At 50.3% G+C, this 18542-nt stretch carries 19 protein-coding genes and 2 tRNA genes; 16 read left to right on the plus strand and 5 right to left on the minus strand.

Annotated features, from left to right (window positions below):
* Positions 1-14 precede the first annotated feature (14 nt).
* The 5 genes from EFER_RS09960 to EFER_RS24840 all read right to left on the minus strand — a co-directional run bounded on the left by EFER_RS09960 (position 15) and on the right by EFER_RS24840 (position 5126).
* Entirely contained in the window at positions 15-1469 is a 1455-nt protein-coding gene (locus EFER_RS09960) for an AMP nucleosidase (RefSeq protein WP_001016369.1), read from the minus strand.
* A 127-nt stretch (positions 1470-1596) separates the two neighbouring features.
* Positions 1597-2901: a shikimate transporter gene (gene shiA, locus EFER_RS09965; RefSeq protein ID WP_000378536.1), complete on the minus strand. Its 1305-nt coding sequence runs from the start codon at positions 2899-2901 to the stop codon at positions 1597-1599.
* A 357-nt stretch (positions 2902-3258) separates the two neighbouring features.
* Positions 3259-3334, minus strand: a tRNA-Asn gene (locus tag EFER_RS09970).
* 117 nt (positions 3335-3451) lie between these two features.
* Entirely contained in the window at positions 3452-4888 is a 1437-nt protein-coding gene (locus tag EFER_RS09975; protein WP_001027998.1) for an EmmdR/YeeO family multidrug/toxin efflux MATE transporter, read from the minus strand.
* Entirely contained in the window at positions 4827-5126 is a 300-nt protein-coding gene (locus EFER_RS24840) for a DUF5951 family protein (RefSeq protein ID WP_219340422.1), read from the minus strand. Before EFER_RS24840 ends, EFER_RS09975 begins: the two co-directional genes overlap by 62 nt.
* On the opposite strand from EFER_RS24840, the gene EFER_RS09980 reads away from it, so the two are divergent.
* From EFER_RS09980 to EFER_RS10060, 16 genes are all read left to right on the plus strand, one after another.
* Positions 5082-5157 (plus strand) — tRNA-Asn (locus EFER_RS09980). The genes EFER_RS24840 and EFER_RS09980 overlap by 45 nt on opposite strands.
* Positions 5158-5469: 312 nt before the next feature.
* Positions 5470-6048, plus strand: a complete 579-nt coding sequence (locus tag EFER_RS09985; RefSeq protein ID WP_000926369.1) for a TetR/AcrR family transcriptional regulator — start codon at positions 5470-5472, stop codon at positions 6046-6048.
* A 22-nt stretch (positions 6049-6070) separates the two neighbouring features.
* On the plus strand, positions 6071-6889 hold the full coding sequence (locus EFER_RS09990) for a winged helix-turn-helix domain-containing protein (protein WP_001270146.1): 819 nt from the start codon (positions 6071-6073) through the stop codon (positions 6887-6889).
* Positions 6889-7407: a FidL-like protein gene (locus EFER_RS09995; protein WP_001217010.1), complete on the plus strand. Its 519-nt coding sequence runs from the start codon at positions 6889-6891 to the stop codon at positions 7405-7407. Before EFER_RS09990 ends, EFER_RS09995 begins: the two co-directional genes overlap by 1 nt.
* Before the next feature lie 519 nt (positions 7408-7926).
* Positions 7927-8205 (plus strand): BMC domain-containing protein, encoded by a 279-nt coding sequence (locus EFER_RS10005; RefSeq protein ID WP_000502008.1) that lies wholly within the window; start codon positions 7927-7929, stop codon positions 8203-8205.
* A 17-nt stretch (positions 8206-8222) separates the two neighbouring features.
* The gene (locus EFER_RS10010; protein WP_000502010.1) at positions 8223-8507 is read left to right on the plus strand and encodes a BMC domain-containing protein; all 285 of its coding nucleotides are present in this window, start codon (positions 8223-8225) and stop codon (positions 8505-8507) included.
* A gap of 14 nt (positions 8508-8521) precedes the next feature.
* Entirely contained in the window at positions 8522-8800 is a 279-nt protein-coding gene (locus EFER_RS10015) for a BMC domain-containing protein (RefSeq protein WP_001206281.1), read from the plus strand.
* A 53-nt stretch (positions 8801-8853) separates the two neighbouring features.
* Positions 8854-10440, plus strand: a complete 1587-nt coding sequence (locus EFER_RS10020; RefSeq protein WP_000570987.1) for an acetaldehyde dehydrogenase (acetylating) — start codon at positions 8854-8856, stop codon at positions 10438-10440.
* Between the two features lie 26 nt (positions 10441-10466).
* Positions 10467-10724 (plus strand): EutN/CcmL family microcompartment protein, encoded by a 258-nt coding sequence (locus EFER_RS10025; protein WP_000599365.1) that lies wholly within the window; start codon positions 10467-10469, stop codon positions 10722-10724.
* A gap of 15 nt (positions 10725-10739) precedes the next feature.
* Entirely contained in the window at positions 10740-11894 is a 1155-nt protein-coding gene (locus EFER_RS10030) for a 1-propanol dehydrogenase PduQ (protein WP_001288714.1), read from the plus strand.
* A 26-nt stretch (positions 11895-11920) separates the two neighbouring features.
* Positions 11921-15307, plus strand: a complete 3387-nt coding sequence (gene cutC / locus EFER_RS10035) for a choline trimethylamine-lyase (RefSeq protein ID WP_000035050.1) — start codon at positions 11921-11923, stop codon at positions 15305-15307.
* 51 nt (positions 15308-15358) lie between these two features.
* Positions 15359-16306: a choline TMA-lyase-activating enzyme gene (gene cutD, locus EFER_RS10040; RefSeq protein ID WP_001275638.1), complete on the plus strand. Its 948-nt coding sequence runs from the start codon at positions 15359-15361 to the stop codon at positions 16304-16306.
* Between the two features lie 11 nt (positions 16307-16317).
* Positions 16318-16800 carry a BMC domain-containing protein gene (locus EFER_RS10045; RefSeq protein WP_001086627.1) on the plus strand — a complete coding sequence of 161 codons (483 nt, stop codon included), beginning with the start codon at positions 16318-16320 and terminating at the stop codon, positions 16798-16800.
* Positions 16797-17417, plus strand: a complete 621-nt coding sequence (locus tag EFER_RS10050; RefSeq protein WP_000564322.1) for a phosphate propanoyltransferase — start codon at positions 16797-16799, stop codon at positions 17415-17417. Before EFER_RS10045 ends, EFER_RS10050 begins: the two co-directional genes overlap by 4 nt.
* Positions 17418-17428: 11 nt before the next feature.
* Complete coding sequence (locus EFER_RS10055) at positions 17429-18094, plus strand: hypothetical protein (protein ID WP_000139441.1); 666 nt, start codon at positions 17429-17431, stop codon at positions 18092-18094.
* A 32-nt stretch (positions 18095-18126) separates the two neighbouring features.
* The gene (locus EFER_RS10060) at positions 18127-18528 is read left to right on the plus strand and encodes a DMT family transporter (RefSeq protein WP_000095888.1); all 402 of its coding nucleotides are present in this window, start codon (positions 18127-18129) and stop codon (positions 18526-18528) included.
* Positions 18529-18542 lie beyond the last annotated feature (14 nt).

Below are 18542 nucleotides of genomic sequence, written 5' to 3' on the forward strand. Positions count from 1 at the left end.
ATCAAGATTAATTCTTAACGGAATGGCGGTTCATTAAACGTACGTAGTTTACGAGAGTGCAGCCGTTCTCCCTCTGCACGTAAGAGATCAATAGCGCGAATGCCTATTTGCAAATGCTCAGAAATAGCGCCTTCATAAAAGCGATTTGCCTGCCCCGGCAGTTTGATCTCGCCGTGCAATGGTTTGTCCGATACACAAAGCAAAGTACCATACGGTACACGGAATCGGTACCCCTGAGCGGCAATGGTGGCACTTTCCATATCGATAGCCACCGCACGGCTAAGATTAAAGCGCAATGCCGAGGCGGAATAACGCAACTCCCAGTTACGGTCATCTGTTGTAACCACAGTTCCTGTACGCAGCCGTTGCTTAACTTCTTCTCCCGGCATCCCACTGACCAGCTTAGTGGCGTCATAAAGCGCACGTTGCACTTCTGCAATGCTTGGAATTGGGATATCTGGTGGAAGTACTGCATCAAGTACATGATCGTCGCGTAAATAAGCATGGGCAAGAACGTAATCACCAATCATCTGGCTTTCACGCAAACCACCACAGTGACCGATCATCAGCCAGACATCCGGCCTGAGCACCGCAAGGTGATCACAAATTGTCTTCGCATTCGACGGACCAACACCGATATTGACCAGCGTAATCCCCTGTCCATCGGCGGTAATTAAATGCCAGGCAGGCATCTGGTGTTTTTTCCATGCCAAATCAGAAATTGCTTCTTCTGGTGCTTCAGTTTCGGCTGTGATCCAAATTCCCCCTGCACATGAAAGCGCAATATATGGACTGTCAGGATCAAGTATTTGACTACATCCCCAACGAACAAATTCATCTACATAGCGGGTGTAGTTAGTGAACAAAACGAAAGGCTGGAAATGTTCAACCGGCGTCCCGGTATAGTGCCGCAATCGTGCCAGTGAAAAATCAACACGGCGGGCATCAAAATGCGAAAGTGGCGAAAACTCCGCAGGATGATAAATACCGTCTGCGGTTTCATCTCCAATTTGTGCTAACTCGGTAGTGGGAAAATGACGAGTCAGCCCGGCACTCATCGAACGATCCAACGATAATTCAGAACCGTCGATCACGTAGGGATAAGGGATCTCATGCTGTGAAGGTTCGACTGTAATTTGCGCACCGTAATCCTGATAAAGCAACATCAATTGCTCTTCCAGATAACGACGAAAAAGTGCCGGGCGGGTAATAGTGGTGCTATAGCTCCCTGGATGAGTAAAACGTCCAAAAGCGCGCGCTTTAGGTGGATTCGTGGTGTTTCCATCCCATTTAACCGTAAGCGATGGATAAACAAAAAGACCGTGCTGTCGGGCGTTAACGTCGGGAAGCTCTCCACTTTCAATGTATTTGCTAATAGCACTACGTAAAGCGTTTACCGATTGCTCATACATTGCGTTCAGTTTATCCAGTGCCTGAGTTGGGGTCAGGCCAATGCCCTGATGATTCATGACTGTCTCCTTGTTTCACAGATGTACTGCTCTTTCGATAGTATGTCACAGTAATGTGAAACTAAAGTGAGACTTAAAGAAGAGATATGCGAAGGCCGGAACACCTTCGCAATTAATGTGATAACAGTTACTTATCTTTCATTAATGATGCTGTCGCCGCTGAGATAAGGCAACCAACAAGCAGGTAAATAGCTACGCTCCGCCAGTCACCCGCAGAAAATGTGACAAGAGCTGCGGCAATGAATGGTGTAAAACCTCCCCCCACCACACTTGCGACCTGATACCCCACACCAGCACCACTGTAGCGGTAACTCGCGCCAAACATGCTGGTAAACATCGGTTGCTGCACACAAACCACCATATCATGGGCAATATTCGCCAGCATTATTGAGAAGAACACGATCCAAAAAATAGATTGGGATTCCAACGCTATAAAAAACGGGAAAGCACTGAGTGTGCCAATTAACGCTCCCGTAATATAAACGCGACGACGACCAAAACGATCTGCAAGCCATGCAAAGCACGGAATGGTCAGGCAACTTAGTCCACCCACCAGCAGGCCGATATTCAGAAAGAGTTCGCGTGGAAGCCCGAGATTTTGTGTCGAGTAGTTCAGTGCAAACGCAGTGACGATATACATGGTCAAAAGTTCACACAAACGCAAGCCGATGATTTTCAAAAAAGCGCCGGGATGGCCGCTAAGTGCTTCCAACACCGGTAAACGTGTTTTTGGTGATGTTTTTTGTTGCTGCTTTTCAAACTCGGCAGATTCTTCCATTCCGTTACGAATCCATAATGCGCCAAGCACCAGCACGATGCTGAATAAAAACGGAATACGCCAGCCCCAGCTTAAAAACTGTTCATCTGTGGTCATCATGCTGATCAGCGAGACCAGCCCGGTAGAGAGCAAAAGACCGACACCATAACCGACCTGTACCCCACTGCTATAAAAGGCTTTTTTGTTTTCAGGTGCGCTTTCGACCGACAGCAACGCCGCACCGCCCCACTCCCCACCAACGGCAAATCCCTGGATTGCCCGTAAGGTAACAAGCAGAACCGGAGCCCACCAGCCAATTGCAGCAAACGATGGCAGAATGCCAATCAGTGCCGTCGCAATCCCCATCATCCAGACGGTAAGCATCAGCATCCGTTTGCGTCCAAGGCGGTCGCCAAAATGACCAAAAATCACGCCACCCAGTGGACGAAACAAAAAGCCGACGCCAAATGTTGCAAAAGCAGCCAGTGTGCCCATGGCCGGACTAATTTGTGGGAAGAATTCACTGTTAAACACTAACGCGGCAGTGATGCCATAAAGCAGAAAATCGTACCAGTCAACCACTGCTCCGGCAAAACTACCGAAAGCAGCACGACGAGCACGGGTAAGCGATGGAGTGTCCTCTTTTGGAGGCGTTGAAATAAGTGTGGAGTCCATGATTGTCCTGTCAGTACTGGTTTTTTAGTTATAAGTATAAAAATGGGTTACTCACATTGCAGCCGTTGTATAACCGACTCAGATTGCTGACAAATCGCGCTTTATCCTGCCTGTGAAATCTCGCAAATTCAATGTATTGCAGGAACTGTCCAGGTCAGATGAGAACCAGCTCTTCAGGTAAATTGGCGTTTGCCATTAGGCTAAGTCGATGCTTAAACGACTCTTTTGAGACTACCTCGCGAAAAGCGAAGTGAAAATGATTTTCTTTCCCAAAATGGGCAAGATGAAAAAAATGAAAGATAACCGGGAGATGTGAGATCGCAAAAAGCCCGCTTTAAAAGCGGGCTTTTCAGAATTTGGCTCCTCTGACTGGACTCGAACCAGTGACATACGGATTAACAGTCCGCCGTTCTACCGACTGAACTACAGAGGAATCGTGTGAACGGGGCGCATATTAACGATGACGATATGCAATGTCAAAGGCTGAATTCATATTCCTGATCGTTTGCTGAAATATTCCTCATTTCGCATTAAATTGCGCCACAAACGCTTATTTTTCCACCTTTTCAAGGTGTGTCCTGGGATATTTCCATAACCATTTACCGGTTTTCATCCGACGATAAAAGAGAATTGCCCGGACTGCCCAGTCTGAGAACATTCCCATCCAGACACCCACAACGCCCCAGCCAAGAACAATACCCAGCGTATAGCCCACCACGACCCGGCATCCCCACATCCCTAACATTGATACCCACATTGCATAGCGTGCATCCCGTGCGCCTTTAAACCCGGCAGGCACAACCCAGGCCGCTGTCCAGATTGGCATAAACGCCGCATTGAGCCAAACGAGGACCACCACCACATGAATAACTTCAGGATCGTGGGTATAAAAGGAAGCCATCAGACTGGCAAATGGTGCGCTCAGCCAGGCTATTGCGGTCAGACCAATGGTTGATAACCAGAACACATGACGCAGCTGAATTGCAGCCTGAGCAATTTGACCGTTACCTAATCGCCGTCCGGTAATAATTGTTGAGGCCGAGGCCAACGCATTACCAGGAAGGTTGATAAGTGCAGCAATTGAAAAGGCGATAAAATTACCGGCAATAACACTGGTTCCCATCCCGGCAACAAACATTTGTGTTAACAGACGTCCACTGGTAAAGAGAACTGATTCGACACTCGCCGGGATACCTATTCCCATCACTTCCCAAATAACAGAAAAATTCAGTGGCCTGAAATAGCTTTTCAAGGTGATACGCAGCGCCGGATTAAAACCGATCATCAACACCCATATAATGGCAACAGCTCCAATATAGCGGGAGATTGTCAGCCCCAGGCCCGCCCCTTCAAAACCAAGGCCTTGCCATGAAAAAATGCCATAAATAAGTATGCTGCTAATGATGATATTGAGAATATTCATGCCACCGTTAATGAGCAGCGGAATTTTCGTGTTACCGGCCCCTCGCAACGCACCACTACCAATTAGCGCTATGGCTGCCGCCGGATAACTCAGTACCGTCAACTCCAGATAGATCAACGCCAGCGCTTTGACGTGTTCTGTAGCCTCTCCGGCAACAATATTGATGATCTGCTCACCAAAGTAATGAATCACCGCCGCCAACAATATGGCAAATAACGTCATAATGACCAGCGACTGCCTCGTTGCCGTTCTGGCGCGTCGTCGGTTACGTTTCCCGAGGCTAAATGCCACTACCACCGTCGTACCCAGGTCAATAGCAGCAAAAAAAGCCATAATCACCATGTTAAAGCTGTCTGCAAGGCCCACTCCCGCCATTGCATCCTTACCCAGCCAGCTCACCAGGAACGTGCTCAATACCCCCATTAACAGCACACAACCGTTTTCCAGAAAGATGGGCACAGCAAGCGGTGTAATTTCACGCCAGAAGAGAACTTTATAACTCTTACGTTTGGCGTACCAGGTCGTGCGGGTTACGGCATGGCGTACAGCAGAAGTGATATTCAAAGCAGACCTTAAAGAAAAATGTGAAACCGCATTTCAAATGATGAGGGAGAATCGACAATCCTGCAAAATTATTTCCCGTTAAAATTGTCTGGAAATGCAACAAATTGTTGAGAGATAAAGCAATTAAACACAAGAGTTGAAAATGGGGTTTGACAAAAGATTTTTCGCCGCTAAGATGTGCCTCAACAACGATTCCTCTGTAGTTCAGTCGGTAGAACGGCGGACTGTTAATCCGTATGTCACTGGTTCGAGTCCAGTCAGAGGAGCCAAATTCTGAAAAGCCTGCTTCCGAGCAGGCTTTTTGCTATGTGCAGTCTTACGTCACACTCAATGTCTCTCCCCCCTCCTTCTGCATTTCAAAAATCATCATTCAGCCATTGCGACTTGCCTGTCCGCTTTTTGTGAGTTTTCTGTTCATCGAAAGAGTAACACCTTACTGCCATCGCGCAGACCAGGAGTATTAACAGCAGCAGTGGGATTTATACGACAAATTGTGACCTCACACGCAATACCCACACTCACTTAATGGGTAGCCGCTTCTCCTTGATAGCGATCAAAAAAAAACATACCGTCTGGTCGGTATGCTTCTGCCTATGAATACAGAAACCCAACATCGTAAAAAAGATCCCATCCGTCTGTATCAGCAGTTGCTGGAGTCTGCAGCTATGATTGCTGGTCGTGACGGTATCGCTGCCCTCTCGCTGAATGCGGTTGCCCGCGAAGCTGGCGTGAGTAAAGGTGGATTACTGCATCACTTTCCGAACAAGCAGGCGCTGATCTACGCCTTATTTGCCCGGTTGTTGGCAATAATGGAAGAGGCCATCGCTGCCCTGATGCAAAAAGACAATATCAGCTATGGCCGTTTTACTCGCGCATATGTGAACTATCTTTCTGCACTGACTGACACACAAGAAAGCCGTCAATTGATGGTGCTTTCGCTGGCAATGCCCGATGAACCGGTGCTGCGAAAATGCTGGCGAGACTGGATGCTTGGTCATTTAGCGAATGGCGATGAACTGGATAATAGCCCAACCGGAACGCTGGTGCGCTATACCGCGGATGGCATCTGGTTGTCTGAGTTAACGGAAGGGATCACCATGAGCCCCGAACATCGTCAGGCACTGGTTGATTCACTGAATAAGATGACGCTTCCCGCGTGAAGTCCCATGGATTGAGGTCGCGATGCGCTATAACATCAATGCCCGTTTCATTTATGACGCTACGGATGGCACGCTTACGCTACCGCAAAGCACGGAGCCAGACTGCCAACTCTCGGTAACGTCCAGCGCCCTGCTCAACTTTTTTTTGCATCATACCGATATCGTTAGTCGCGAAGAGGTACTGAAAAAAGTTTGGGATGACAACGGATTAACTTCTTCTAACAGCAATCTGAATCAGTATCTCAGTATGCTGCGCAAGACGTTCCGTCACTATGGTATTGATAATATTATCATTACCGTTGCACGCGGCTATCTGCAGCTAAACCCGGATGTCTCCATCGAACCACTGGATGAAGCCCCTGCGCCACCTGCAATTATAGAGCCATTCCTAATCCCTGATGTTGACGCACCAACATCCAGTGAGGATACCGAGTCTGCGCCATCAACATTAACGCCTGTCACCCATAGTCACGACGCTTACTGGTATTTTGCAGGTGCCTGTTTGTTAACCATTTCGATTTTGTTGGTAGCCTTCAATTTGTTCGGTATCAGCGAGGCGCGCCCCATCGCGTTGACGCAACTTTCTCATAGCCAGTGCGAATTACTGGCAAGCGACGAAATGCGCCGTTCAGTAAGCGTGAAGGCGTATGAGAAAAATTATGACGAAGTCCGTAAGCGTCTGAATATCGCCTGCAAACCAGGTGAGCGTTTTCTTTTTTTCTACGGTGACAGGCTGGAAACCAACGGCCTTGGGCGAGTGTTCCTCGCGCACTGCGCTATGCATGAAGATAACCCGTTTAGTTATTGCGATAACTACTTTTATTACTCCTGGAAACCGTAATGAGAATTGCACCGCGCACCTTCTTTGCTATTTCCGCCCTGACGTTTATCGTCGCCTCCGGGTTTAGTTTCTGGCGGTTGTCCCCTGCTGAAAATACAGGGATTATGAGTTGTTCAACAAAAGGCATCATGCGTTTTGAGAATATGGAAAAGGAGAACGTTAACGGTAATATTCACTTTAACTTTGGCAGCCAGGGTAAAGGTTCTATGGTGGTCGAAGGCTACACGGACTCTGCCGCTGGCTGGCTGTACCTGCAACGCTATGTCAAATTTACCTATACCAGTAAACGTGTTTCCGCCACGGAACGCCATTACCGCATCAGCCAGTGGGAATCCAGCGCCTCATCGATAGATGAATCACCAGATGTGATTTTTGACTACTTTATGCGTGAAATGTCTGACAGCCATGACGGGCTGTTCCTCAACGCCCAGAAGCTGAACGATAAAGCGATTTTGCTCAGTTCTATTAATTCACCGCTTTGGATCTGTACCCTTAAATCTGGCAGCAAATTAGACTAGTTTTTTCTGGCTGCCTTACGCAACGAATTGCTCACCACTTTCATCGTCCCCCCTTCGCCTGACGAGAAACACGACTCTTTAACTTAGTGATCGCACAGGCGATTTGTGATGTACCACGCATTTCATTTTCCCCTTCTCAACGACCCTGAGCAAAAGCGCATTTTTTGCGTTTAGGGTTTGCGCCAAAGTATGAGCCCCAACACACTTCACCGCTGTAGCTGTTACCCCCTTTTCGTAATTATTTAGCAACTTAGCAACAAACATACCCGGCGAAAAAAATACGCCAAAAAGCGCATTATTAAAAACAAAATCCTCCCCACCACTCCAGCACAAATACATAAATCAGAGTGTATTGAAAGCTAAATTTCAGAATTTAATTCTAAATCATTGCTGTCAGCAGATTTAAATTCCACAAAATCCCATGAGCTCTATAGTGACATTCGAACGCCGCTTCCGTGAGTTAACGCTGTGTCACGGACGGTTTTCCTGAATCACAAAACCTGTTCTGAGGAGATCACCATGGGTGATGCATTAGGGCTTATCGAAACCAAAGGCCTGGTGGCCTGTATTGCCGCAGCGGATGCGATGTGTAAATCCGCCAACGTTGAACTGATTGGCTATGAAAACATCGGCTCTGGTCTGGTGACCGTGATGGTGAAAGGCGACGTTGGCGCAGTGAAAGCATCTGTCGATTCTGGACTTGAGTCCGCACAGCACATCGGGGAAGTGGTGACGTCGCTGGTTATCGCGCGTCCTCACAACGACATCAACAAAATCGTTATTAAACATAAGGCTTAAGGCCGGAGGGAAGAAACATGGGTGATGCATTAGGTCTGATTGAAACCAAAGGTTTGGTGGCTTGTATTGAAGCAGCTGACGCGATGTGTAAGGCCGCCAACGTTGAGTTGATTGGCTATGAAAACGTCGGTTCTGGTCTGGTCACCGCAATGGTGAAAGGTGATGTCGGCGCAGTAAAAGCGGCGGTGGATTCCGGTGTTGAGTCCGCACAGCGCATTGGCGAGGTGGTGACATCGTTGGTTATCGCGCGTCCACACAATGACATCAACAAGATTGTCTCGCACTACAAAATTACCGATTAACCGGAGAAAACATAATGAGAGAAGCGCTTGGTCTGATCGAAACCAAAGGTCTGGTGGCCTGTATTGAGGCGGCAGACGCGATGTGTAAGGCCGCCAACGTTGAGTTGATTGGCTATGAAAACGTCGGCTCTGGCCTGGTCACCGCGATGGTGAAAGGCGACGTTGGCGCAGTGAATGCCGCGGTGGATTCCGGTGTTGAAGCAGCAAGACGTATCGGTGAAGTGGTGACCTCCCGTGTCATCGCCCGTCCACATAACGACATCGAAAAAATCGCGTCGCAGCATAAAGCATGACCTGACAGGGCACGCCCCGTCTGCACTCTTTTAGTCTGATGAAGGATAGACTCATGATTGAACTGGATACCGATTTGCGCTCCCGTCAGAACGCGCGGGTGCTGGTGCGTAACGCCAAAAAAGCGCAAGCGATTATGGCCACTTTTTCGCAGCAGCAAATCGACGCCATCGTGAAAAACGTGGCCCAGGAAGCAGCACACCACGCTGAAGCACTGGCAAAAATGGCCGCAGAAGAAACTGGCTTCGGCAACTGGCAGGATAAAGTCCTGAAAAACCGTTTCGCCTCGCTGCGTGTTTACGATGCCATCAAAGATATGAAGACCGTCGGCATCATTCATGACGATCAACAGCAAAAAGTGATGGACGTGGGCGTGCCGCTGGGTGTGATTTGCGCCCTGGTGCCGTCAACCAACCCGACTTCGACCATCTTCTACAAAACGCTGATCGCCCTGAAAGCCGGTAATGCGATTATTTTCTCTCCGCATCCCGGCGCACGTCAGTGTAGCTGGAAGGCGATAGAAGTCGTTAAGCGTGCCGCAGAAGCTGCTGGTGCACCTGCGGGTATTGTCGATGGTGTAACCGAGCTCACGCTGGAAGCAACCCACGAACTGATGCATAGCAAAGATGTTTCGCTGATTCTGGCTACCGGTGGTGAAGGAATGGTACGAGCAGCATATGCTTCTGGCACACCGACCATCAGCGGTGGTCCTGGTAACGGTCCGGCATTTATTGAACGCAGTGCGGATATCCACCATGCGGTGAAAGATATCATCACCAGCAAAACCTTCGATAATGGTGTGATCTGCGCTTCTGAACAGTCGATTATTGTTGAACGCTGCATTTACAACGAAGTACACCGCGAGCTGGAAGCTCAGGGTGCTTACTTTATGAACGAAGATGAAGCGGCAAAAATGGCAGCTCTGCTGCTGCGCCCGAACGGCACGATTAACCCGAAAGTGGTGGGAAAAACCGCACTGTATTTAAGCCAGATGGCCGGTTTTTGTGTGCCCGCCAGTACCAGAGTACTGATTGCCGAACAAACTACCGTTTCTCACAAAAATCCCTACTCACGTGAAAAGCTGTGCCCGGTTCTTGGTCTGTATATCGAAGAGGACTGGAAAGCTGCCTGCCACCGCGTGGTGGAGTTGCTGACTAACGAAGGTCTGGGCCACACACTGGTGATCCATACCCGCAACCAGGATGTGATCCGTCAATTCTGCCTTGAAAAACCGGTTAACCGCATTCTGATCAATACCCCTGCGGCGCTTGGCGGTATTGGCGCTACCACTAACATTACCCCCGCCCTGACGCTTGGATGCGGTGCGGTAGGTGGTGGTTCCTCTTCCGATAACGTCGGGCCAATGAATCTGCTCAACATTCGTAAAGTGGGCTATGGCGTGCGTTCCATCGATGAGTTGCGTTCTCCGGGTAGCCGTGCAGAACCGCAGCCAGCCATCGCCGCGCCGGTAGCGGATCCGCATCGCAGCATTCTTGACGATGCCCGCTTCACCTCCCCTGCCCCGGCAACCACATCTGCTGATGATCGTTTTACTGTGGCAACGACTGATCCCGAAGGCGAGATCAACGAGCAGAACGTTGAGCGAGTCATCCGCCAGGTGCTTGAGCGCTTAGGCAAGTAATTCATTGAGATAAGGCGATAAAAACGATGATTCTCGCAAAGGTAACCGGACATGTCGTCGCCACGCAAAAGTGCGATGAGCTGCGCGGCAGCAACCTGTTGTTGATCACCCAACTGGATGATAACCAACAGCTGATGAAGGACCGCTCCTGGGTCGCTGTCGATAGCGTCGGTGCAGGCGTTCATGACGTTGTGCTGGCGGAGGAGTACTTCGCACTCAATAAAGATCGTTACAAAGCGATGTCAGTGGTCGCCATTGTCGAGAAGGTTTTTCGGGACGCTTAAGGAGTGAAAAAACCAATGAGTGAATTTTTGCTGAAACCCCGGATCTGCTTCGGTCAGGACGCGCTGTCAGTCCTGGACGAGCTAACCGCCTGTCATGTTTTGCTGGTTACCGATCAGGCGATGGTCAAATTCGGTCTTGCTGAACGTGTCACGCAGCGTCTCTGTGCGCGCGGCATTGACTGGCAGGTGTGGGATGACGTTGTCGCCGATCCGGATATCGCTACCGTGGTCCGAGGGATGAAGTTGATGGACAGCTGCTACCCGGATCTGGTTATCGCACTCGGCGGTGGTTCGGTCATTGACGCAGCCAAAGCGGTTATTTTCGCCCTGGCGCAAACCCGTCCGGAAGCAGGACGTGAACGCCCCTGCTTTGTGGCTATTCCAACCACCAGCGGTACGGGCTCAGAAGTGACCAGTTTCTCGGTGGTGAAAGCCCATGCCGAAAAACTGGTGCTGGTTGACTCGTCGCTGCTACCGGATATCGCCATTCTTGATCCGTCACTGGTGGCATCCGTGCCACCTGCTATCACCGCTGACACCGGAATGGATGTGTTGTGCCACGCTCTGGAGGCTTATGTCTCCCTTGCCGCCAGCGACTTTTCCGATGCACTTGCTGAAAAAGTGGTGCAACAGGTGTTCAGCTACCTGCCGGGCTGCTGGCGTAACGGCCAGGATTTGCAGGCTCGGGAGAAAATGCACAACGCCTCATGTATGGCAGGAATGGCGTTTACCAATGCCTCTCTTGGCATCACCCATAGCCTGGCTCATGCCCTTGGTGGTGTTTTCCGTGTCCCTCATGGGCGCGCAAATGCCCTGCTAATGGCACACGTTGTGGCATGGAATGCTGACTACCACGGTCAATGCGACACCCTTGCTGCGCGGAAATATGCACGTCTGGCACATCTGTTGGATCTGCCTGCCAGCACGCCTCGTGAAGGAGTAACAAGCCTGCTGGTCGCAATCCAAACGCTGAAAGATGAAATGAATATGCCCAGGGGGATTAACGACACCGGCGTGAATGCCGCTGATTTCGATCAGCGCCTGGCGGAGATGGTTGCCCAGGCACTGCGTGACAGTTGCACCCCAACCAACCCGCGCGAACCGGATGCCCGCGCCCTGACTGAACTTTATCGCCAGGCCTGGAGCGGCAATATCGCTCAATGCCACTGATAACAAGAACTGGAGACCCTTACCTTATGGCAAACTACAATTTAACACCGCGCGTAAAAGTGCTGGCTGAACGTTTACTGGCTCACCCCAGTACCCTGTGCGTTGAACATGCCGGGATCCTGAGCGGGCTGGATGGTGATATCGCGGGCATTCCCGCCGCAGTAAAACCCGCTCGCCGTTTCTATGAACTGATGCGCCAGCTACCGCTCGCTGTTAGCCCCGATGAACTGATTGTTGGCAACCAGACTCATCGTCCGCATGGCGCGATTTTCCACGACGAAAGTACGGCCCACCGCCCGTCTGTTTTTCAGTTTCTTAATCTAAATAGCGACCTCGATGCCCCGGATTATAAACTGGTGATCGAAAAAGGCGTGCTGGCAATCAAACAGCAATTGGAAGAGAAAACCCGCTCACTGGGCAGCGCCGTTAGCCGCAGTGGTATGGATGAAGTCAACGCTTGCCGCGCCGCGATTTACGCCTGTGATGCCCTGATGCAGTTAGCGCAAAATCTGGCCACCAGCGCCGAAAAACTGGCTGCAACTGAGACAAATGCGTATCGCAAAGCTGAGTTATCTGAAAGTGCCGCCATTTTGCACCATATCCCAGCGCATCCTGCTCGTAGTTTTAAAGAGGCTTGCCAGGCATTTTATCTGTTCCAGTTAGCACTCCAGTTAGATAATGGTAGCTATGCTGTTAACCCGGAAGGCGCAGATAAAGCGCTGCTGGCGTATTATCAGCATGATATTGCCAACGGTCTGCTGACCGAGGCGCAGGCTTACGAAATTGTCGAATGTTTGTGGTTTAAACTGGCAGAACTGAGTGAAGTCCGCGCAGCTTGTGCTATCGATGGCTACCCGATGTTCGATGCTCTGTTGCACGGTGCAAGCCTTGAGAACGCAGTGATTAACCCTCTTTCAGAGATGTTCCTCAATGCACAACGTAACCTGAGCGCGCTAAATCTGCCCGTACGTCTGTTCCATGGTGCCCACAAAACCGTTACCACACCATTTGCCGCCTGTAGCGAAACGCCAGTGCTGGAAGGCCTGACACCACGTATCCAACGTCTGCGTAACCACTACCTGACTGTCCGCCCGAGTGTTTCTATTTACCGTGCACTGGCTTTTACCGAAGTGGTGAAAGCGAATCCAGGAATGCCAGCCATCCTGCTGCGCGCTAAAGCGTTCCGTCACGCCTGTGAAACTGCGCCGATTTTGATTCAGAACGATGAGCTGATCGTCGGTCATCCTTGCGGTAAACCGCGTGCTGGCGCATTTTCACCTGATATTGCCTGGCGCTGGGTGCGTGACGAACTCGATACCATGAGTACTCGCCCGCAGGATCCGTTTGAAATCAGCGAAGAAGATAAAAAAACCATTCGCGAAGAGATTGTACCGTTCTGGGAGGGTCGCTCGCTGGATGAAATTTGTGAAGCACAATACCGCGAAGCTGGCGTTTGGTCGTTCAGTGGCGAAACATTCGTCAGCGACCTCTCCTATCATCAGGTTAACGGCGGGGGTGATACCTGTCCGGGCTACGATGTGCTGCTGTTTACCAAAGGGATGAATGGCATCAAAGCCGATGCCGAGGCGCATCTTGCCGAACTGAGCATGGAAAACCCGGAAGATATCGATCGCATTTACTACTACAAAGCAGCGATCGAAACCTGTGAAGGGGTGATCAACTATGCGCATCGTATTGCCGCCCGTGCCCGTGAACTGGCTGCCGTTGAACAGAACGCCCAGCGTCGAGCAGAGCTACTGACTATCGCAGAAGTTAACCAGAACGTTCCGGCGAATCCGCCGAAAACCTTGCAGGAAGCGCTGCAAAGTATCTGGACGGTAGAGTCACTGTTTGAGATTGAAGAGAACCAGACAGGCCTGTCACTTGGGCGTGTTGACCAGTACTGCTACCCGATGTTTGAAGCAGATATCCGTGAAGGTCGCCTGACTCATGAAGGTGCACTGGAGCTGATGCAGGCATTTATCATCAAATGTGCCGAGCTGATGTGGATGTCCAGCGAACTGGGAGCGAAATATTTTGCGGGTTATCAGCCATTTATCAACCTGACTGTCGGTGGTCAAAAACGTAGCGGTGGCGATGCCTGCAACGATCTCACCTATCTGATTATGGATGCAGTCCGTTTTGTGAAAGTGTATCAGCCATCACTGGCTTGCCGTATCCATAACCAGTCGCCGCAAAAATATATGGAAAAAATTGTCGATGTGGTGAAAGCGGGGATGGGCTTCCCAGCCTGCCACTTCGATGACTCCCATATCAAAATGATGCTGCGCAAAGGTTTTGACTTTGAAGATGCCCGTGATTACTGCCTGATGGGCTGCGTGGAACCACAAAAATCAGGTCGTATTTACCAGTGGACTTCCACCGGCTACACCCAATGGCCAATTGCCATCGAGTTTGTCCTCAACCGTGGTCGTATGGTGCTGTTTGATAGCTATCAGGGGCTGGACACGGGCGATCTGAAAGATCTGCGCACATTCGAAGATTTTGATGCCGCGGTGAAAAAACAAGTTGCTCATATCATACGCTTGTCCGCCATCGGTACGGTCATCAGCCAGCGTGTGCACCGGGACGTGGCACCAAAACCGCTGATGTCGCTACTGGTTGAAGGCTGCATGGAAAAAGGCAAAGACGTCTCTGCCGGTGGCGCAATGGTAAACCACGGACCTGGGCTGATTTTCTCTGGTCTGGCTACCTACGTCGATTCAATGGCGGCCATCCGCAAACTGGTTTACGAAGATAAGAAATATACCCTTGAACAGATACGGGACGCTCTGCTGGCAAACTTTGAAGGTTATGAAGGCTTGCGTCGCGACTGTCTGAACGCACCGAAATACGGCAACGACGATAACTACGTTGACCAGTACGCTCTGGATATCACCGAGTGGACTGAACGAGAGTGCCGCAAGTACAAGATGCTCTACTCCACTCTCAGCCACGGTACGTTGTCGATCTCCAACAATACGCCGATTGGTGAGCTGACCAATGCCACACCAAATGGTCGTCTGGCGTGGATGCCGCTTTCTGACGGGATCAGCCCGACTCAAGGGGCGGATAAGCATGGCCCTACAGCGATTATCAAGTCTGTGAGCAAAATGAACGTTGAAACCATGAATATCGGCATGGTGCATAACTTCAAATTCCTCAAAGGGCTACTTGATACACCGGAAGGTCGCAACGGCCTGATAACTCTATTGCGTACAGCATCAATTCTTGGCAACGGTCAGATGCAGTTCAGCTACGTCGATAATGAAGTACTGAAAAAAGCACAACAGGAACCGGAAAAATACCGTGATTTGATCGTCCGCGTAGCCGGTTACAGCGCCTACTTCGTGGAATTGTGTAAGGAAGTTCAGGACGAAATCATCAGCCGTACGGTGATTGAGAAGTTCTGATAAGACGGATCGCAACCGGACAAGGATGTCCGACATTTTCAGGAGGCAAGCGTGAGCGCAAATAAAGAATTAAGCGGACGAATTTTCAATATCCAGAAATATTCGATCTACGACGGTGACGGTATCCGCACACTGATTTTTTTTAAAGGCTGCAATCTTCGCTGCCCGTGGTGTGCCAACCCGGAAGGGTTAAGCAGCCAGTTTCAGGTGATGTTCTCTCAGGATAAATGCATCAACTGCGGCGACTGCGTCAATGTATGCCCGGCGGGGATCCACTACCGTGCGGAAGTCAACGGAGAAATGAAGCATTTCGTCAACCGTAATAAAGACTGCATTGGTTGTCGCAAGTGTGAAGAAATTTGCACCCAAAATGCACTGGATATCATGGGTAAAGATGTCACGGTCAGTGAACTGATGGAGATCATCATGCAGGACTATGACTTTTACGTCTCCTCCGGCGGTGGTGTCACTATTGGGGGCGGTGAGATGAGCTTGCAAACTGATTTTGCCGTTGCCCTGTTCAGTGAATGCAAAAAGATGATGATCAACACCGCCGTTGAAACCCAGGGTACAACCCCGCTTGCAAACTATCAGAAGCTGGCTCCGGTCACCGACACCTTCCTGTTCGATATCAAACAGATCGATAGCAATCACCATAAAACGCTGTTCGGAATTGGCAACGAAGGCGTGCGTCGCAATCTGGAGTGGCTGGTGGATTCGGGTGCCAACGTGATTGTTCGTATGCCGCTGATTCGTGGTTATAACGATTCGTGGGAAGCGATTACCGGTGCTATCGACTACGTCCAGAAACTGGCCAAACGCGGCAATATTCGCCGAATCGATATGCTGCCGTACCACCAGCTGGGGCGCAAAAAGTATGAACGACTGGAGATGCCCTACCCGATTGTTGAAGACCCGTCATACAGCGTGGAAGAGCTGGACAAACTGGAGGCATTTTTCGCCCAGTTCGATTTTGATATTCGCTTAGTTCGTCATTAAAGGAGCCGTAAATGAACAGTTTAGGCGTAATTGAAACACGTGGTCTTGTAGCCGCAATTCAAGCCGTAGATGCCGCCTGCAAAGCAGCCGGGGTGAGCTGTATTGGTTATCGCAAAGTAGGTTCCGGGCTGGTAAGCGTCTGTTTTGAGGGGGAAATCAGCGCAGTTTACACGGCCATTGAACGTGGTATTGCTGTGGCATCCGCAACCGACCATCAGGCCAAATCACTGGTGATCGCTCGCCCGGAACGCTGTGTGGTTGAAGCACTCAGTAACCTGAAAGGTCATCCGCCACGTGTCGAATCAGGCCAGAAACCTCATGCAGAGCTGCCGACAGTAGCAGAAGTAGCAGAAGTTGCAGAAGTGACTGTCTGCGAAGAAACCGCTGAAGTTTCTACAGATACTGAAACTGCAATGCCTGTAGCTGAGAAAGAAGTGCAAGCCCCCATTGTGGAAGTGAAAAGCCACGGGCATAAGAAAGGGAAAAAAGCATGATTGACGCACTGCTACAGGAAAAAATCACCACGCGACTGATCGATACCGCCCCCACAATTCCGGTCGGTGTTTCTAATCGTCATGTGCATCTGTCGCAGCAGGATGTAGAAGCGCTTTTTGGTGTTGGCTACCAACTTACGCCCTTTAAGCCGTTGCGCCAGCCAGGGCAATTCGCCGCTGAAGAGTGTGTGACGGTTGTCGGCCCGAAAGGTTCTCTGACTCACGTCCGCGTACTTGGCCCGGTTCGCCCGACAAGCCAGCTGGAAATCTCCCGTGCCGATTGTTTTACTCTCGGCATTAAAGCGCCAGTGCGTGAATCCGGGCAACTGGAAAATGCCGGTGACGCACTGTTGGTGGGGCCGAAAGGTCATGTTGAGTTGCATTCACAAGTCATTTGCGCCTGGCGGCATATTCATATGTCTCCCCAGGATGCTCGTCTGTTGAATGTCAGCAATGGGCAGAAGGTGAGTGTTCGCAGTCACGGTGAACGCCAGTTAACGTTCGATGAAGTGGTGGTACGGGTGCGCAATGATTTTGCCCTTGAACTGCATATCGATACGGAAGAAGCCAATGCTGCCGGACTGAAAAACGGGGCACAGGTAACACTGATTCGCTAAGGGAGGCCATCATGACCGAACAACAGATCGACACCATCGTCAACCTGATCCTCCAGCGGCTGCAACCTGCGGTACTGGTCATGGTGACATCAGCGGATGGCTATCGGGATTTGATTCATCAGCGGCTGGCTCGTTGTGGCGAACGGTTGCATCTGGCGCTGGATGAAACAATCAGTGATAGCCAACGGTGGCAGCAAATTGGTGACGTGATACCTGCTAAAACATGGCAGCACAAATTGCCTTCAACGCCCTATAAAGCGTTATTGCTGCCGTTTTTGAGTTACCCGCTGGCTGTAGATGTTGTCAACGGTACGCTGCAAAGCCCGGTAGCGCAAAGGGTTCACGATGCGCTACTGGCGGGTATTCCGGTACTGGCACTGCGTTATTACTGCGATCCGCACAGCGAATTAAACGCGCTTCGCGGTACTGTTCACAGCGACTACGCGGCGCATCTTTCCGCCACGCTCACCGGCCTTAGCGAATGTGGCATTACGTTATGTTCCATGAATGAAATGCTGGAGAAACTGGCAACAGGCGTCAGCAGTCAATCGCCTGTAAGTCATCAGCGGCGTTATCTGACTGTCAGCGATATCGTCAATAATCCGGCACTGGCAAAATCACCCGACGCCGTACTGACCGATGCTGCGGTCGATTTTTTGAAAGCACAGAAAAAATAACCTTACCTCGATAACAAACCTGGAGTTTAGATATGTCTTCGAAAACAAAATGTTGGCTATGGATGTTACTGGTCATCCTGTCTGAAACCTCTGCAACATCCACACTTAAAATGTTTGATAACAGTGAGGGGATGATAAAAACGCTGCTGCTGGCCCTGATCGTCGTACTGTATTGTATTTGTTACTACTCGCTTTCACGGGCAGTAAAAGATATCCCCGTTGGTCTGGCTTACGCCACATGGTCCGGTACTGGCATTTTGATGGTCTCAACCCTTGGGATTTTGTTTTACGGTCAACACCCGGATACCGCCGCCATTATTGGTATGGTCATCATCGCAAGCGGTATTGTCATTATGAATCTGTTCTCAAAAATGGGCAGTGAAGAGGCGGAAGAAACGCCAGTTACCAACCTCGATAAAAAAATCGCTAACTAACAAAAGGAATTGCT

Origin of the sequence: Escherichia fergusonii ATCC 35469 (assembly GCF_000026225.1) — a bacterium.
Taxonomy (GTDB): domain Bacteria; phylum Pseudomonadota; class Gammaproteobacteria; order Enterobacterales; family Enterobacteriaceae; genus Escherichia; species Escherichia fergusonii.

Coding starts and splice junctions, on each gene's coding strand:
- EFER_RS10050 (WP_000564322.1), top strand. CDS start 16,797: ATGATTGACGCACTGCTACAGGAAAAAATCACCACGCGACTGATCGAT.
- shiA (WP_000378536.1), bottom strand. CDS start 2,901: ATGGACTCCACACTTATTTCAACGCCTCCAAAAGAGGACACTCCATCG.
- EFER_RS09985 (WP_000926369.1), top strand. CDS start 5,470: ATGCTTCTGCCTATGAATACAGAAACCCAACATCGTAAAAAAGATCCC.
- EFER_RS10045 (WP_001086627.1), top strand. CDS start 16,318: ATGAACAGTTTAGGCGTAATTGAAACACGTGGTCTTGTAGCCGCAATT.
- EFER_RS09960 (WP_001016369.1), bottom strand. CDS start 1,469: ATGAATCATCAGGGCATTGGCCTGACCCCAACTCAGGCACTGGATAAA.
- EFER_RS10015 (WP_001206281.1), top strand. CDS start 8,522: ATGAGAGAAGCGCTTGGTCTGATCGAAACCAAAGGTCTGGTGGCCTGT.
- EFER_RS10005 (WP_000502008.1), top strand. CDS start 7,927: ATGGGTGATGCATTAGGGCTTATCGAAACCAAAGGCCTGGTGGCCTGT.
- EFER_RS10020 (WP_000570987.1), top strand. CDS start 8,854: ATGATTGAACTGGATACCGATTTGCGCTCCCGTCAGAACGCGCGGGTG.
- EFER_RS10030 (WP_001288714.1), top strand. CDS start 10,740: ATGAGTGAATTTTTGCTGAAACCCCGGATCTGCTTCGGTCAGGACGCG.
- EFER_RS10025 (WP_000599365.1), top strand. CDS start 10,467: ATGATTCTCGCAAAGGTAACCGGACATGTCGTCGCCACGCAAAAGTGC.
- EFER_RS10055 (WP_000139441.1), top strand. CDS start 17,429: ATGACCGAACAACAGATCGACACCATCGTCAACCTGATCCTCCAGCGG.
- EFER_RS09995 (WP_001217010.1), top strand. CDS start 6,889: ATGAGAATTGCACCGCGCACCTTCTTTGCTATTTCCGCCCTGACGTTT.
- cutC (WP_000035050.1), top strand. CDS start 11,921: ATGGCAAACTACAATTTAACACCGCGCGTAAAAGTGCTGGCTGAACGT.
- EFER_RS10060 (WP_000095888.1), top strand. CDS start 18,127: ATGTCTTCGAAAACAAAATGTTGGCTATGGATGTTACTGGTCATCCTG.
- EFER_RS09990 (WP_001270146.1), top strand. CDS start 6,071: ATGCGCTATAACATCAATGCCCGTTTCATTTATGACGCTACGGATGGC.
- EFER_RS10010 (WP_000502010.1), top strand. CDS start 8,223: ATGGGTGATGCATTAGGTCTGATTGAAACCAAAGGTTTGGTGGCTTGT.